This window comes from Nocardia coubleae NBRC 108252, assembly GCF_001612805.1.
Classification (GTDB): domain Bacteria; phylum Actinomycetota; class Actinomycetes; order Mycobacteriales; family Mycobacteriaceae; genus Nocardia; species Nocardia coubleae.
On the sequence record NZ_BDBD01000026.1, the window covers coordinates 206,458 to 219,640 of the forward strand.

Here is a 13,183-nt window from a genome sequence, read left to right on the forward strand (position 1 = left end):
AACAAGGGGTTTCACTAGATGAGGCAGTTCCGCAAGGTCGCGTTCGGGATGGTCGACGCGGCCGGTCAGGTGACGTGGGGCTCGGGTGTGGCAACCACACGAGACGGCACCATCTCGCCCGTCGGCGCTCACGGCTCCTGAGGTTGAATTGAACGGCGGCACACCACACGGTGTGCGGCCTATGTGCCGTCGCGTAGGTCCGGCAGATCCCGAGCGGGTGAAATGACCTTCCAAATTCTCGACTTGGTTCCCACCTCAATTGATTTCCAGCCCGAGATCAGTTCACAGGCACACCAGGTCATGGCTCGAAAGTTCTACTACGGGGGAACAAAACAATGGCCGACAAGCATGCTGTGCGGTGGGCTTGGTCAGAGTTGGCCGAAGCCGCGACCGCACGATTGGGTAGGCATGCCTGGGAGACCGAATATCGGCTCCGACTCGTAATTTCCGACTCACTGGTAATTTTCAGCGCTGTGCTGATGGCACGGTTCGCGCGTTTCGGTGGGGTCAGCGATACGAATCAGCCCGAATGGGTGCAAACTCTCGGTGGTTACACGGTGGTGGCGCTTTTGCTCGCCACGGCGTGGGTGGGTGCGCTCGTGTGGGGCGATGCCTGGTCCACCAGATTGATCGGACACGGCTGGGCGGAATACGAACGGCTGGCGCTGATCGCCTTCCGGTTGTTCGGCGGTATCGCGATTCTGTCCCTGCTGCTGCGGATCGATTTCGCCCGCGGGTTTCTCGGTGTCGCGCTACCGGTGGGACTGGTCGGCCTGATGATCAACCGCAGGGTGTGGCGGGCGATCGCCGCGCGCGAGCGCAGCGTCGGCCGGTATCTCACGAATGTGCTGGTGGTGGGCGACCCGCGCTCGGCACGGGACATGATGCAGGCGTTCGGCCGGGATCCCCAGGCCGGCTACCGCATCGTCGGCATGTATCTGCCGGGCAACCAGGAGAATTCGGGTGAGTACGGTGACCTGGGCGTACCGGTGTTCCTGGGGCGGTCGCCGATCGGTGAGGTGATCACCGACTGCGGCGCGGATACGGTGGCCGTCGCCGCGGTCGAGCAGCTGGGATCGCAGGGAATCCGGGAACTGGCGTGGGAGCTGCTGCCCTTGGGGGTGCAGCTCGTGATCATGCCCGGCATCGCCGATGTGGCCGATCAGCGTACGCAGTTGCGCCCCATCGGGAACCTGCCGCTGGTGCACATCGACCAGCCGAACTTCGACCAGGCAACCACCTTCGGCAAGATCGCCTTCGACTGGATCTTCGCCGCGTTGTGCCTGCTCATCGTCGCGCCGGTCATGCTGGTCATCGCGCTGGCGATCAAATTCGACGGCGGTCCGGTGTTCTACCGTGCCGAGCGAATCGGTCTGCACGGCAAGCCGTTCAAGATGATCAAGTTCCGGACCATGGTCACCGGCGCGGATCGGATGAAGGTCGAGCTGGCCGCAGAGAACGAGGGTGCGGGGCCGCTGTTCAAGATGCGCAACGACCCACGGATCACCCGGGTCGGGCGGTTCCTGCGCCGCTACAGCCTGGATGAGCTGCCGCAGTTCCTGAATGTGCTGCGCGGCGAGATGAGTGTGGTCGGGCCTCGGCCACCACTGGCCGAAGAGGTCGAGCGCTACGACGTCGGACTGCAGCGAAAGTTGCTGGTCCGGCCGGGTGTCACGGGCTTGTGGCAGGTGAGTGGCCGCTCGGACCTGCCGTGGGCCGAGGCGGTGCGGTTGGACATGTACTACGTCGAGAACTGGTCGATGGTGGCTGATCTCATCATCATCGCCAGGACGATCTCCGCCGTCAGCGCGGCCGACGGGGCCTACTGAGACTCATCGCTGCTCGGGCCGTCGGGCCGAATCGTAGACGGGCAGCCGGGTCGTCGCCGGGTCGAACTCGGGCCCGGGTGCACTGGTCGCTCCGAAGACCGGAAGTTTTGTGGTCGGGGAGTCGAAGAGTGAAGTGCCGCCTGTCAGCTGGAAACCACCGGCGAGCTGGTATTCGAAGAACCGTGGAATCGGCTGCGTGAGCTCGGGATCGACACCCGGCGGGAGCGTGGCAACCGGAACTGCGCCGGTGTCCGACGGTGAGTCGCGTGAGATGAGTCCGCGCATCGCCCAGACCATGAGCGTCACGGCCGTGGCGCAGGCCGAGATCGCCATGCCGAGTGCGACAGCGAGCGCCGAGCCGACCAGCAGGGCGGTGCCGAGGCACACCGAAATGGCGATGCCGGTCTGGATGACGCGAGCGCGCAGCAGTTGCCCCGACGCACGGTGGTAACGAAAAAGGTTGTGCACCACAGCGACCCAGATGAGGGCGGCGTACTCGATGCCGATCAGGGGCAGGACCTGCGCGGCAGGCACCCAGCTCTCGCCGAGGACGAGAGCGCCGAGTGAGTGCGGAACGAACGGTGCCACCGCACCGATGGCGATCGCTGCCAGGGAAACCGGGAGGGCGACCTTGCGCAGTCCACGCCACAGCTGTGGAGTCGTGAGCTGTGCCCGTCCGGCCTCGGGCAGGATGATCAGGTTGAGCGCGGTGGCCAGGATGGCGAACGGGCCGAGGATGGTGACCGCGCCGCGCAGCGCGGCCGCGGCGTCCGGGCCGACCATCGTTGCCGAGAGCACCACCACCAGGATCACGCTGAGCTGGTCGATGCTGCTTTCCAGGCCGAAGTTCAGCCTGGTCGGGCGCTCCTTGCGTGACCACCAGGCCAGGCCCCGCCACGTCGGGAGCACCCGCAGCCACACCAGCAGGACCAGCAACGCGGCCCCGGCCGAGGCGGCCCAGGTGAAGACCACGGCTTCCACCGGGAGCAGAGTCCGATCGAGCAGCGCGGTGGCGAGCAGCGCCGCCGAGGCCAGTGCCCACACCAGGTCGGACCAGAACGCCGCCTCCGTCCGGCCGAGGGCGATGGCCGAGAAGCGCAGCGAATCCTGGGTCAGCAGGAACGGGATCGCGACCGCGAACCCGAATCCGATGGCAGGGTTCGGCAGCAGTAGCGAGCCCGCAGCCATGATCAGGCCCATGACCAGGCCGAACAGCAGGGCAGCTCCCGCCGAGGTTCGGGTATGCCGCAGGACATAGCTGGCATGCCTGCCTGCCAGCAGCAGGACCGGGGTGCCGATGGCGGCGCGGGTGATGGCGAGGGTGGCGGTGGTGACGGCGAACAGCACACCGGCCATCCCGAAGTCGGCCACACTGCCGGTGCGGGCCACGGCGAACACGATCAGGGCATTGCTGACACTCGACAGGATCTGGTCGGCGGTGCCCGCCAACATCCGTAAGGCCGGGCGTTTCACGCGGCCGCCTCGACGTCAGAGCGCGTCGAACGGGACGACATCGGTGTGGATGCTGGTGCGGTCGAACCATTCGCCCTGGATCGGCTTGATGAACCGAGCGGGCGAGCCTCCCCAAAGCCCCTGTTCGAGCACGGTATCCGGCTTCTGCCTGGCCATGGTCGATCCGGCTGCGAGCACCGAGCGGTCGGGCAGCGACGTGCCGCGCAGCATGAGGCAGCCGGTGGCGACGAGCGCACGATCGCCGATACGCACCTGGCCAACCGTCGTTTCGTTCGTCACCACGTCGAGTTCGTGGGTTTGCAGGGTGGACCGCTGCCCGGCGATCGCGCTCCACTCGCCGATCTCGATCGTGCCGGAGCAGTCGAGGTAGTGGCGAGAGGTGATGAAGGTGCCGTCACCCACGATCAGCCGACCCGCGCGGTCGCTGTAGCCCTGGTAGCCAGGATGCGCGCTGACCCAGTTCCAGGACCCGATCATCACGTCGCGACCGAGCCGGACCTCGTTCATGCCCCGGAAGACGTTGCCTGCGCCGACGGTCACCCCGTCGGCGATCGCGAACCGTCGGCAGTTCAGCACCAGCGCCGGGCCGAATCGGACATCGCTGCCGATGTGGTGGCCGAACCGCCGCAGCAGTGCATTCTTCGCGCTGCCTGCGGGAAGCAGCCACAGCACCGCCTGTGCGAGAACGGAAGGTTTAGGCACGGGTAATACCCCCACAATTGCGATCGAACATTTTCCGGCAACCCGTTTCCCCAGGAATCGCGTCGCCCGAGCCTACCTTGCGATGACGGATCGCCGGGAATGTCAGATTCATTGTGAAATAATCGATTTGAGAGTCGGCAAGGCGACTTTGATTCGGCCGCAGTCGTTTTGGCGGCAAATCACGCTTGGGCTACGCTCGCTGCTGAGTTGAGTTTTGTCAGTGGCGGGAGAGCAGTAGACATGTCGCCGAGTACGGCATGGCCCGCCTATGGCTTCAAGAATGATTTCCGGGGCAGGGTGGTTACTGCCCGAACTGATTGGTGGTCCGGCCTCGGTGCTGTGTGGACCGCAGTCGCGATGATCGTGATCGTGCCCGCTTTGCTGATCCGGGTAACACCGGCACCACGTGAATCGGTCTGGGTGTGGGCGTTGTCGGTGACCACGGTCGCCGGACTGCGTTACGCCCTGCTCATCGCGTCCGGACGGCGGCGCCTGGTCGAGATGTCGTTCTGGGTGTTCACCTACGTGTTCCTGGGTTTGGCACCGCTGGTTCAGATGCGGACCGAGCAGGTGCCCGACACCACCAAGGGCGCCGACCCGACGCTCAATGCCACGGCGATGACGATCGTCGCGGTCGGGATCGTCGCTTTCCTCGCCGGTCTGGTTGTGGTGGGACGGCGCGATACCGCGGACGCGGCCGCGCCCGTCGCACGCGAAGTCGATCGGCGCCGGGCATTGCTGCTCGGCGGTGCCGGACTGCTGAGCGCCACCTATTACGTTGCCGCAGTAGGGCTTCCGACGCTGTTCTCCAGCCGGGACGACCTGGTGCAGGCGGTCGCGGCACGCTGGCAGGAACCGATCGCCGCGGTGATGGTCGCCGGCGCGCAGATGCCGGTACTGGTGGCCTTCGTCGCCCTGGTCAAGGTCTACCAGCGCGCACCGGACAGGTTCGTGCTCGGTGTCCTGATCCTCGACGGCATCGTCCTCGCCGTGGTGCTCAATCCGATCGCGAACGCGCGCTATACCGCGGGCACGGCAGCGCTTGCCGTGGCTGCACTGTTCGGGTTGTTCGCGACGCCCACGCGATTTCGGCTGGTAGCGGTGTCGGCCGTGGCTGCCCTCGTGGTGCTGTTCCCGATGCTCGACCTGTTCCGGTACAGCGCGAGCGGTGAGCTGAAGACCGCAGGCCCACTCGACTCGCTGGTTTCCCCCGACTACGACTCGTTCGCCCAGATCAACAACACCGCGCTGTACGTGCAGCGTGAGGGCTCGACCTACGGGCAGCAGGCCGCGGGCGTCGTGCTGTTCTGGGTGCCGCGAAAGTTGTGGGCGGACAAGCCGACCGACACCGGCATCCTGCTGGCCGACTTCCGCGGGTACACGTTCAAGAATCTCTCCGCCCCGCTGTGGGGTGAGCTCTACATCAACGGCACCTGGCCCGCGCTGGTTCTCGGGATGGGGGCGCTGGGTGCGCTGGCCCGGCGTGCCGACGCGCGTATCGACGCGACGCTGCGGCGCACCCGCTCACCCGGCGTGCTGGCCTGCATCCTGCCCTTCTACCTGATCATCCTGCTGCGCGGCTCGCTACTGCAGGCGATGTCGAGCCTGCTGGTCATCCTCGTGTGCAGCGTGTTCGTCCTCGACTGGCGGAAGGAGCGCGCGGATGCGTTCGTCGGCTAGCCGAATGGTTCTCGGGCTCGCCATCGCTGCTGTGCTGGCCGGCGGGTTCCTCCTCGAACGGCACATGTCGGTGCCGGTCGGTGTGATCGCCGCGCCGACACTGCAGCCCTCAGCACCTGGTGTGCAGCAACGGCTTTCGGCGTTGTTCGTCGGCGACAGCTTCACCGCTGGTGCGGGCGTCGGCGGCGGTACGAACAGCTATGCCTGCATCCTGGCGCGCACACAGGGCTGGGCTTGCAACGTCGACGCGTTCGGCGCGACCGGCTATCTCAACGACGGCGCGAAGTTCTATCCGGCTCCGCCGCCGGGGCGGCTGGTGGACAGGCTGCCTGCCGATGCCCGGATCTTCACCGTCGACGTGGTCTTCCTCGATGCCGGCCGCAACGACCTGGGCTACGAGCCGAGATCCGTGCTCGAAGCGTTGACCGATGCCTTGTCCGAGGTCGGGCGGTTGTGGCCGACCGCGCAGGTGGTGGTGATCATGCCCGCCTACATGTCGGCAACACCGTACGCGAACTACACGACACTGCGGGCAGGCTTCGCCGATGCCTGCGAGGCCGCCGACGCCACCCTGTTGGACCCGGTGGCCGAGGGGTGGTACTCCGGCGCCGACATCGACATCGCGGCGATGCAGATCGAGGACAAAGTGCACCCGAACCCGCTCGGCCATCAGTTCCTGGCGGGCCGAGTCGCGAAGTCGCTGGTTCGCAACGGTCTCGGCGAGATCGTCACCGCCCGGGAGCCCGCATGAATCCGTCGTTCTTCACGCTGCTGCGAATGCGGTGGCAGCTGGTGACCACGTTGTTGCTGCTGGCCATCCTGATGGGCGTCGGCGTGACATTGCAGACCACACCTCGGTTCGTCTCCACCGCTCGCATCTTCCTGGCGACGCCGAGCTGGAACGGCGCTACGCGCAACAGTGCCGAAGCCAGCCCGTTTCGAGGTGACGACTTCGCGCGTTCACGGGCCCGCAGCTATGTGCGCATGGCCGGTGATGTCGATCTGGCTCGCCGGGTCGTTACGAAGCTGGGCGCGGACCGGTCCCCCGAAGCGCTGGCCGGGGCGGTCACCGCGCATCTGATCCCCGACACGGTGCTGATCGATGTGTCGGTGGCCGATGTGTCGGCCCCGGAAGCGCAACGACTCGCCGATGGTGTCGCCGCCGAGCTCGCCGCGCAGATCCTGGCGCTGGAAACCCCGAGCGGGTCGCGGATTCCCACGGTGGAGCCGGTGATCACGCAGACCGCAGACCTACCGGAGCATCCGTCCGAACCCGATGTGTGGAACAACCTGGCGCTCGCGGCCGGCCTGGGGCTGCTGGCCGGGGTCACCGGCGCAGTGCTCGTTCCGCAGCGGCCGGGCAGTGCGCGAAGCGACCGCGGCCCGGGAAAAACGGTGAGAGAGAGGTCGTTTCGGTGACGCTTCTACGATGGTGGCCCAGCGTGGCCGGGGTGGTGCTCGGGTGCACGGCCGCAGTGGGGATGCTGGTTTCCAGCCCAACGGTCTTCACCGCGACGACGACGCTGTTCATCGGATCGCCGGTGAGTGCCGACTCCGCGGGTGCGTACGCCGGAGACCTGTTCGGCCAGCAGCGCGCAGTCAGTTACGCGCACCTGTTCACCAGCGATGATCTCGCGACCAAGGTGATCGACGACCTGTCGCTGGAGCTGACGCCTGCCGAACTCATCGCCCAGGTGTCGGCCCGGCAGCTGCCCAAGACCGTGCTGCTCGAGGTGAACGCGACCGATCCCGCGGCGCAGCGTGCCGCCGATATCGCGAACGCGTACGCGGCCAACTTCGCCGCCTACGTCGCCAGGCTCGAGACGCCGGCGGTGGGCAATCAGTCGGTGGCCAAGATCAGCGTGGTTCGCACCGCTACCGCACCTGTGGCACCGTCGAGTCCTGGTGCGCCGATGTACCTCGGCGGTGGGCTGGTGCTCGGCGCGATGCTGGGTGGACTCGCGCAATGGGCGCTGAGCAGACACGCTCGTCGGGCAGCCCCAGCAACCGACGTGCCCGAGCCCGCACCCCGACGGACCGAACCGCCGCGCGAGGCAGGCACCGGTAGCCATCGAGCGGCGCCCGCTGTGCGCCGGACCGAACCCCGCAACTTTCACATCGATGCCGAGGGGCCGGAGTTCGCGACCCAGCAGCTACCGCGAGCCGGAGGGCGCACTCATGGCTGACTCCGTCCGGCGGCACGTGCTTGCGGCGTCGCTCGGTCGCCGCGTTCGATCGACGGTGATCGCGTTCTGCTCGGCCGGGGCCGTCGTTGGCTTACTGGTGGCATGCACCGCCGCCCCGACAGCCCCGGCGAATCCGCTCGGAGACCAGGGGCCCGACGCCAAACTCGTTTTCGCCCACTACTTTCCGCCCTACCCCATCTCGATCGACAACCTGCCCGCCGAGCGCGACTACTACTCCACGGAATACTTGAACCCCGGCGGCAGTGGTGGTGCCAATGCCGCCTACGGCGGTCTGCTGCGCGACCGGCCCGTGCCGCGCCCGGTGTCGGACCACGCGGACTGGCGCTCGGCTGATCTGGAAACCGAAGTCCGACAGGCCATTGCGGCCGGCATCGACGGGTTCACGGTGAACCTGCTGACCTCGGCCGCTGACGGCGGCCTCTGGCATGCCGATGTGCCCACCCGGTTGCTGCGGGCGGCGCATGCGGTGGACCCGAAGTTCAAGATCATGCTGATGCCCGACATGTCCGGGACGCCGGGCACCTGGAGCGTGGCGCAGCTGGCTGCCGAGCTCGCCGGCTGGGCGGCCGAGCCCGCCGCCTACCGGCTCTCGACGGGGCCGCTGGTGGTGTCGCCGTACATGGCCGAGAAACGCCCGGCCGCTTGGTGGTCGGAGCTCGTCGCGGTCATGTCGAGCGCGCACGGCATCGAGGTCGCGCTGGCGCCGGTGTTCACCGTGTACGACACCTACGCCGCCGACTATGCCCCGATCAGCTACGCGATGTCGATCTGGGGCGGCCGGAATCCGGCGTTCAATCCCGTGTCGGGGTTCCCGCTGGACACCATCGCCGACGCGCACAGCCGTGGCGCCCGGTGGATGCAGCCGGTGTCGATGCAGGACTACCGTCCGCGCAACGGCATTTTCGACGAGGCAGGCAATACCGAGAACCTGCGCAATACGTGGACCATCGCGATCGCGGGCGGCGCGGACTGGGTGCAGCTGGTCACCTGGAACGACCACAGCGAAGGCACATCGTTCGCGCCATCGATGTACCACGGCGGCGCGCTGCTCGGGCTGTCGTCGTACTTCCTGCGCTGGTTCAAGTCCGGCCGTCCGCCCGCGATCGAGCGCGACGAGCTGTACCTGACCCATCGACAGCAACTGGTCGCGACGCGGCCGACGTACCCGCAGACCGTGCTGATGACCCTCCGGCCGGGCAGCACCCCGGCGCGGGACGAAGCCGAAGCGCTCGTCCTGCTGCGCGAGCCGGGCACGGTTGCCGTGCGCGCGGGCAGCCAGGTCGCCCGCTGCACGCTGCCCGCCGGTCTCGGCATCTGCGCGGTGTCGTTGCCCGGCGGCGAGTCCGACGTCACCGTCAGCGCCTACCTGGAGCGCGCGGGTGACGTCGTACTGGTGGCGAGCTCACCGTGGCCGGTGCGGGCACATCCACCGGTTCAGGACCTGCAGTACACCGCCACGATGGGAGTCGCCCCGTGACCAGTCCGCTCTCGATCGTGATCGCCGGTCTGAACTATGCGCCGGAGAGCACCGGAATCGCGCCCTACACCACCGGCGTCGCCGCAGGCTTGCGTGCGCGCGGACACCGGGTTCGGGTGTTGACCGGGCTGCCGCACTATCCGCAGTGGCGACTGCAGCCGGGTTTCGACGATCCGGCGGCGTTGCGCACCGAAATCGATGGTGTTGCGGTGCGACGGCTTCGGCACTTCGTACCGGATCCGCCCAGCGGGTTGGGGCGGGTTCGGATGGAGGCGAGCTTCGGTGCGAGGCAAGCCGCCGCCTTGCCGTCCGACGATGTCGATGCCGTTGTGTTCGTCAGCCCGGCGATGTTGTCGACCGCTGCGGGGCTCCTCCGTCTTCGATTGGGTCGCAGTAACTCTTGCCCCGCAGTCGGTGTCTGGGTGCAGGATCTCTACAGCCGGGGCGTGGTGGAGACGGGTGCGATGAGTGGCAGGCCCGCCCAGCTGGCCGCCGCATTCGAATCGGGCTTGTTGCGGGCCGCCGACGGTGTCGTGGCCATCCACGACCGCTTCAAATCCACCATGACGTCGGAGCTTCGGGTTCCGGCGGAGCGGATCACGGTGATACGCAACTGGACTCACCTACGTCCGGCGCCGGTGATCGATCGTGCGGCGGCGCGACGCAAGCTGGGCTGGGACGACGAGACGGTGATCGTGCTGCACACCGGAAACATGGGCGCCAAACAAGGTTTGGAGCATGTGATCGCGGCCGCCGGTCATGCGCAGCGACACGGAGAACCGGTGCGATTCGTCCTGGTCGGCGGCGGTAACCAGCGTCCCCAGTTGGAGGCCGCGGGCCGCGGGATCGACACCCTGCGGTTTCTCGACTCGCTGCCCGACGGTGACTACCAGCAGGCGCTGGCCGCCGCGGATGTGCTGCTGGTGAACGAGCGCCCCGGCGTCGGTGAGATGGCCGTGCCGAGCAAGCTCACCTCGTACTTCACCACCGGTAACCCCGTCATCGCGGCAACCGACGCCGACAGCATCACCGCCGCGGAGATCCGCGCGTCCGGCGGCGGTCTCGTTGTCGCACCGGATGATCCGGCACAGCTGGTGCGCACAGCCCTCGAACTGGGCCGCGATCGTGAACGGGCCGCCGCGCTCGGCGCCGCGGGCAGGCAGTTCTGTGCACGCACGCTGTCGCAAACACATGCCATTGATCAGTTCGAACAGTGGCTCACCGACCTGGTCGAGACCAAGGCCAGGCACAGCAAGGGTAGGAGGGGCAGCCACCGTGACGCAGTCCGGTAAGCGAGCACTGATAACAGGCATCACCGGTCAGGACGGTTCGTATCTGGCGGAGCTGCTGCTCAGCAAGGGTTACGAGGTGCACGGCTTGATCCGGCGCGCCTCCACGTTCAACACCGCGCGCATCGATCATCTGTACCAGGACCCGCACGACCCGCAGGCCCGGCTGTTCCTGCACTACGGCGATCTGTCCGACGGTGCACGCCTGGTGACGCTCTTGCGCCAGATCCAGCCCGACGAGGTGTACAACCTGGCGGCGCAATCGCACGTGCGCGTCAGCTTCGACGAGCCCGAACACACCGGCAACACCACCGGACTCGGCACTGTGCGGTTGCTCGAGGCGGTCCGGATGGTCGGTGCGGACTGCCGCTACTACCAGGCGTCCACCTCGGAGTTGTTCGGCGCGACACCACCACCGCAGAACGAGGAGACCCCGTTCTATCCGCGTTCCCCGTATGGCGCGGCGAAGATCTACTCCTACTGGATCGCCCGCAACTACCGCGAGGCGTACGGCATGTACGTGGTCAACGGCATCCTGTTCAACCACGAGTCGCCGCGTCGCGGGGAGACCTTCGTGACACGCAAGATCACGCGTGCGGTCGCCCGGATCGCCGCCGGCCTGGAACAGCATGTGTACCTGGGCAATCTGGATTCCATCCGGGACTGGGGGTACGCCCCCGAGTACGTCGAGGGTATGTGGCGGATGCTGCAAGCCGATGAGCCGGACGACTACGTACTGGCCACCGGCGGCTCGTACACGGTGCGCGATTTCGTGGTCGCGGCCTTCGAACGTGCCGGGCTCGACTGGACCGAGCACGTCCGGTTCGACGAGCGCTACCTACGCCCGACCGAGGTCGATGCGCTGGTCGGCGACGCGAGCAAGGCGGAGCGGTTGCTCGGCTGGAAGGCCGGGGTGCACACCCCGGAGCTCGCGGCGATCATGGTCGACGCCGACATCGCGGCGCTCGAACATGCGGGCAAGCCCTGGATCGATCGGCCCGCCCTCGCGGAGTGGAGCACCGCCCGATGAGCGTGGATGCCGGTGCGGTCCAGCCCCTGGACCGCGATGCGACGGTCTACATCGCAGGCCATCGCGGGCTGGTCGGCTCCGCGGTGTGGCGGGCGTTCGAGCGTGCCGGGTTCGGCAACCTGATCGGCCGGAGCTCCGCGGAGCTCGACCTGCGTGATCGTGGCGCGGTGTTCGAGTTCGTCGGCGCTACCCGGCCCGATGTCGTTGTGCTGGCCGCGGCGCGGGTGGGTGGTATCCAGGCCAACAACACCTATCCGGTGGACTTCCTGTCCGACAACCTGCAGATCCAGGTCAATGTGCTCGATGCCGCTGTGTCGGTGCGGGTTCCGCGGCTGCTGTTCCTCGGCTCGTCGTGCATCTACCCGAAGCACGCGCCGCAGCCGATCAAAGAGGAATACCTGCTCACCGGGCATCTGGAGCCGACCAACGATGCCTACGCCATCGCCAAGATCGCGGGAATTCTCCAGGTTCAGGCAGTGCGCAGGCAGTACGGACTGCCCTGGATCTCGGCGATGCCGACCAACCTCTACGGTGTCGGCGACAACTTCTCCGCCCAGTCCTCGCACGTGCTGCCCGCGCTGATCCGCCGCTACAACGAGGCCGCACGCGATGGCATTGCAGAGGTGACGAACTGGGGTAGTGGCCGACCGCTGCGTGAATTCCTCCACGTGGACGACATGGCTCGCGCGTGTCTGCACCTGCTCGACCACTACGACGGTGCCGAACACGTCAATGTCGGTACCGGCAGCGATGTTTCGATCGCCGAGGTCGCCGGGCTCGTCGCCGACGCCGTGGGCTTCACCGGGCGAACCCACTGGGACACCACCAAACCGGACGGCACTCCGCGCAAACTGCTCGACGTCTCGAAGCTGCGCGCGCTCGGTTGGGAACCGCAGGTCGAGTTGGCCGCGGGCATCGCGGACACGGTCGCGTGGTACCGGGAACACGAGGAGACCGCGCGGGGGTTGGTGTGACGCGTTCGCTGGCCGGGTTCACCGGTGCGGGATACGACAAGGGCCGCCCTGTTGCCGTCCAGATCGCGTGGCTCGCGGTGGCCGGTGTGCTCGCCAAGTGGTGGTGCCCGAACCGGTTGCGTGTGGCTGTCCTTCGTGCCTTCGGGGCGAGTATCGAACCAGGGGTGCTCATCCGGCATCGGGTGCGGATCCACTGGCCGTGGAAGCTGTCGGTCGGCGCGGACAGCTGGATCGGCGAGGACGTCTGGATCCTCAACCTGGAGCCGGTGACGATCGGCGCGAATGTCTGTGTGTCGCAGGGTGTCCTGCTGTGTACCGGCAGTCACGACCGGCACTCGTCGACCTTCGAGTTCGACAACGCGCCGATTGCTGTGCACGACGGTGCTTGGCTCGGTACCCGGGCGACGGTGCTGCGCGGCGTCACGATCGGCGCGCGGGCCACCGTGGGGGCGACCGCCTTGGTCACCTCTGATGTCGCGGCCGACGCCACGATGCTCGCGCCGCGTGCGATGGCGGTGTGAG

14 protein-coding genes and 1 tRNA gene are annotated in these 13,183 nt (G+C 67.3%); 12 read left to right on the plus strand and 3 right to left on the minus strand.

Annotated features, from left to right (window positions below; genetic code table 11):
- Positions 1-18: 18 nt before the first annotated feature.
- Both NCO8_RS32805 and NCO8_RS27170 read left to right on the plus strand, forming a co-directional pair.
- On the plus strand, positions 19-141 hold the full coding sequence (locus tag NCO8_RS32805; protein WP_281201992.1) for a hypothetical protein: 123 nt from the start codon (positions 19-21) through the stop codon (positions 139-141).
- 194 nt (positions 142-335) lie between these two features.
- Positions 336-1,829: a sugar transferase gene (locus NCO8_RS27170; protein ID WP_084457514.1), complete on the plus strand. Its 1,494-nt coding sequence runs from the start codon at positions 336-338 to the stop codon at positions 1,827-1,829.
- Positions 1,830-1,832: 3 nt separating this feature from the next.
- On the opposite strand, the gene NCO8_RS27175 is transcribed toward NCO8_RS27170, so the two are convergent.
- Positions 1,833-3,302 (minus strand): MATE family efflux transporter, encoded by a 1,470-nt coding sequence (locus NCO8_RS27175; protein ID WP_157105139.1) that lies wholly within the window; start codon positions 3,300-3,302, stop codon positions 1,833-1,835.
- Positions 3,303-3,317: 15 nt separating this feature from the next.
- Positions 3,318-4,004: an acyltransferase gene (locus NCO8_RS27180; protein ID WP_067643664.1), complete on the minus strand. Its 687-nt coding sequence runs from the start codon at positions 4,002-4,004 to the stop codon at positions 3,318-3,320.
- A 369-nt stretch (positions 4,005-4,373) separates the two neighbouring features.
- Here NCO8_RS27180 and NCO8_RS27185 point away from each other — a divergent pair, with 369 nt between their 5' ends.
- Genes NCO8_RS27185 through NCO8_RS27200 form a run of 4 tightly spaced genes read left to right on the plus strand, consistent with a single transcriptional unit; the run spans position 4,374 to position 7,870 of the window.
- The gene (locus NCO8_RS27185) at positions 4,374-5,684 is read left to right on the plus strand and encodes an oligosaccharide repeat unit polymerase (RefSeq protein WP_157105140.1); all 1,311 of its coding nucleotides are present in this window, start codon (positions 4,374-4,376) and stop codon (positions 5,682-5,684) included.
- Positions 5,668-6,435 carry an SGNH/GDSL hydrolase family protein gene (locus NCO8_RS27190; protein ID WP_084457515.1) on the plus strand — a complete coding sequence of 256 codons (768 nt, stop codon included), beginning with the start codon at positions 5,668-5,670 and terminating at the stop codon, positions 6,433-6,435. Before NCO8_RS27185 ends, NCO8_RS27190 begins: the two co-directional genes overlap by 17 nt.
- Positions 6,432-7,103, plus strand: coding sequence for a YveK family protein (locus tag NCO8_RS31935; RefSeq protein WP_067643673.1), 672 nt, complete (start codon positions 6,432-6,434; stop codon positions 7,101-7,103). The genes NCO8_RS27190 and NCO8_RS31935 overlap by 4 nt, the downstream gene beginning before the upstream one ends.
- Positions 7,100-7,870, plus strand: coding sequence for a YveK family protein (locus NCO8_RS27200; RefSeq protein WP_167353343.1), 771 nt, complete (start codon positions 7,100-7,102; stop codon positions 7,868-7,870). Before NCO8_RS31935 ends, NCO8_RS27200 begins: the two co-directional genes overlap by 4 nt.
- A 600-nt stretch (positions 7,871-8,470) precedes the next feature.
- On the opposite strand, the gene NCO8_RS31940 is transcribed toward NCO8_RS27200, so the two are convergent.
- The gene (locus NCO8_RS31940; protein ID WP_167353344.1) at positions 8,471-8,617 is read right to left on the minus strand and encodes a hypothetical protein; all 147 of its coding nucleotides are present in this window, start codon (positions 8,615-8,617) and stop codon (positions 8,471-8,473) included.
- A 238-nt stretch (positions 8,618-8,855) separates the two neighbouring features.
- On the opposite strand from NCO8_RS31940, the gene NCO8_RS31680 reads away from it, so the two are divergent.
- The 6 genes from NCO8_RS31680 to NCO8_RS27225 all read left to right on the plus strand — a co-directional run bounded on the left by NCO8_RS31680 (position 8,856) and on the right by NCO8_RS27225 (position 13,182).
- Positions 8,856-8,989, plus strand: a tRNA-Arg gene (locus NCO8_RS31680).
- 76 nt (positions 8,990-9,065) lie between these two features.
- Entirely contained in the window at positions 9,066-9,368 is a 303-nt protein-coding gene (locus NCO8_RS31685; protein ID WP_157105141.1) for a hypothetical protein, read from the plus strand.
- The gene (locus NCO8_RS27210; RefSeq protein ID WP_067643683.1) at positions 9,365-10,660 is read left to right on the plus strand and encodes a glycosyltransferase; all 1,296 of its coding nucleotides are present in this window, start codon (positions 9,365-9,367) and stop codon (positions 10,658-10,660) included. The genes NCO8_RS31685 and NCO8_RS27210 overlap by 4 nt, the downstream gene beginning before the upstream one ends.
- On the plus strand, positions 10,644-11,687 hold the full coding sequence (gene gmd, locus NCO8_RS27215) for a GDP-mannose 4,6-dehydratase (RefSeq protein WP_067643687.1): 1,044 nt from the start codon (positions 10,644-10,646) through the stop codon (positions 11,685-11,687). The genes NCO8_RS27210 and gmd overlap by 17 nt, the downstream gene beginning before the upstream one ends.
- Complete coding sequence (locus tag NCO8_RS27220) at positions 11,684-12,661, plus strand: GDP-L-fucose synthase family protein (protein WP_067643875.1); 978 nt, start codon at positions 11,684-11,686, stop codon at positions 12,659-12,661. Before gmd ends, NCO8_RS27220 begins: the two co-directional genes overlap by 4 nt.
- Complete coding sequence (locus NCO8_RS27225; protein ID WP_067643691.1) at positions 12,658-13,182, plus strand: LbetaH domain-containing protein; 525 nt, start codon at positions 12,658-12,660, stop codon at positions 13,180-13,182. The genes NCO8_RS27220 and NCO8_RS27225 overlap by 4 nt, the downstream gene beginning before the upstream one ends.
- Position 13,183 lies beyond the last annotated feature (1 nt).

What these genes read in the sequence shown, in the direction of transcription:
- NCO8_RS27220 (WP_067643875.1), top strand. Translation starts at nt 11,684, where the DNA reads ATGAGCGTGGATGCCGGTGCGGTCCAGCCCCTGGACCGCGATGCGACG.
- NCO8_RS31935 (WP_067643673.1), top strand. Translation starts at nt 6,432, where the DNA reads ATGAATCCGTCGTTCTTCACGCTGCTGCGAATGCGGTGGCAGCTGGTG.
- NCO8_RS32805 (WP_281201992.1), top strand. Translation starts at nt 19, where the DNA reads ATGAGGCAGTTCCGCAAGGTCGCGTTCGGGATGGTCGACGCGGCCGGT.
- NCO8_RS27190 (WP_084457515.1), top strand. Translation starts at nt 5,668, where the DNA reads ATGCGTTCGTCGGCTAGCCGAATGGTTCTCGGGCTCGCCATCGCTGCT.
- NCO8_RS27170 (WP_084457514.1), top strand. Translation starts at nt 336, where the DNA reads ATGGCCGACAAGCATGCTGTGCGGTGGGCTTGGTCAGAGTTGGCCGAA.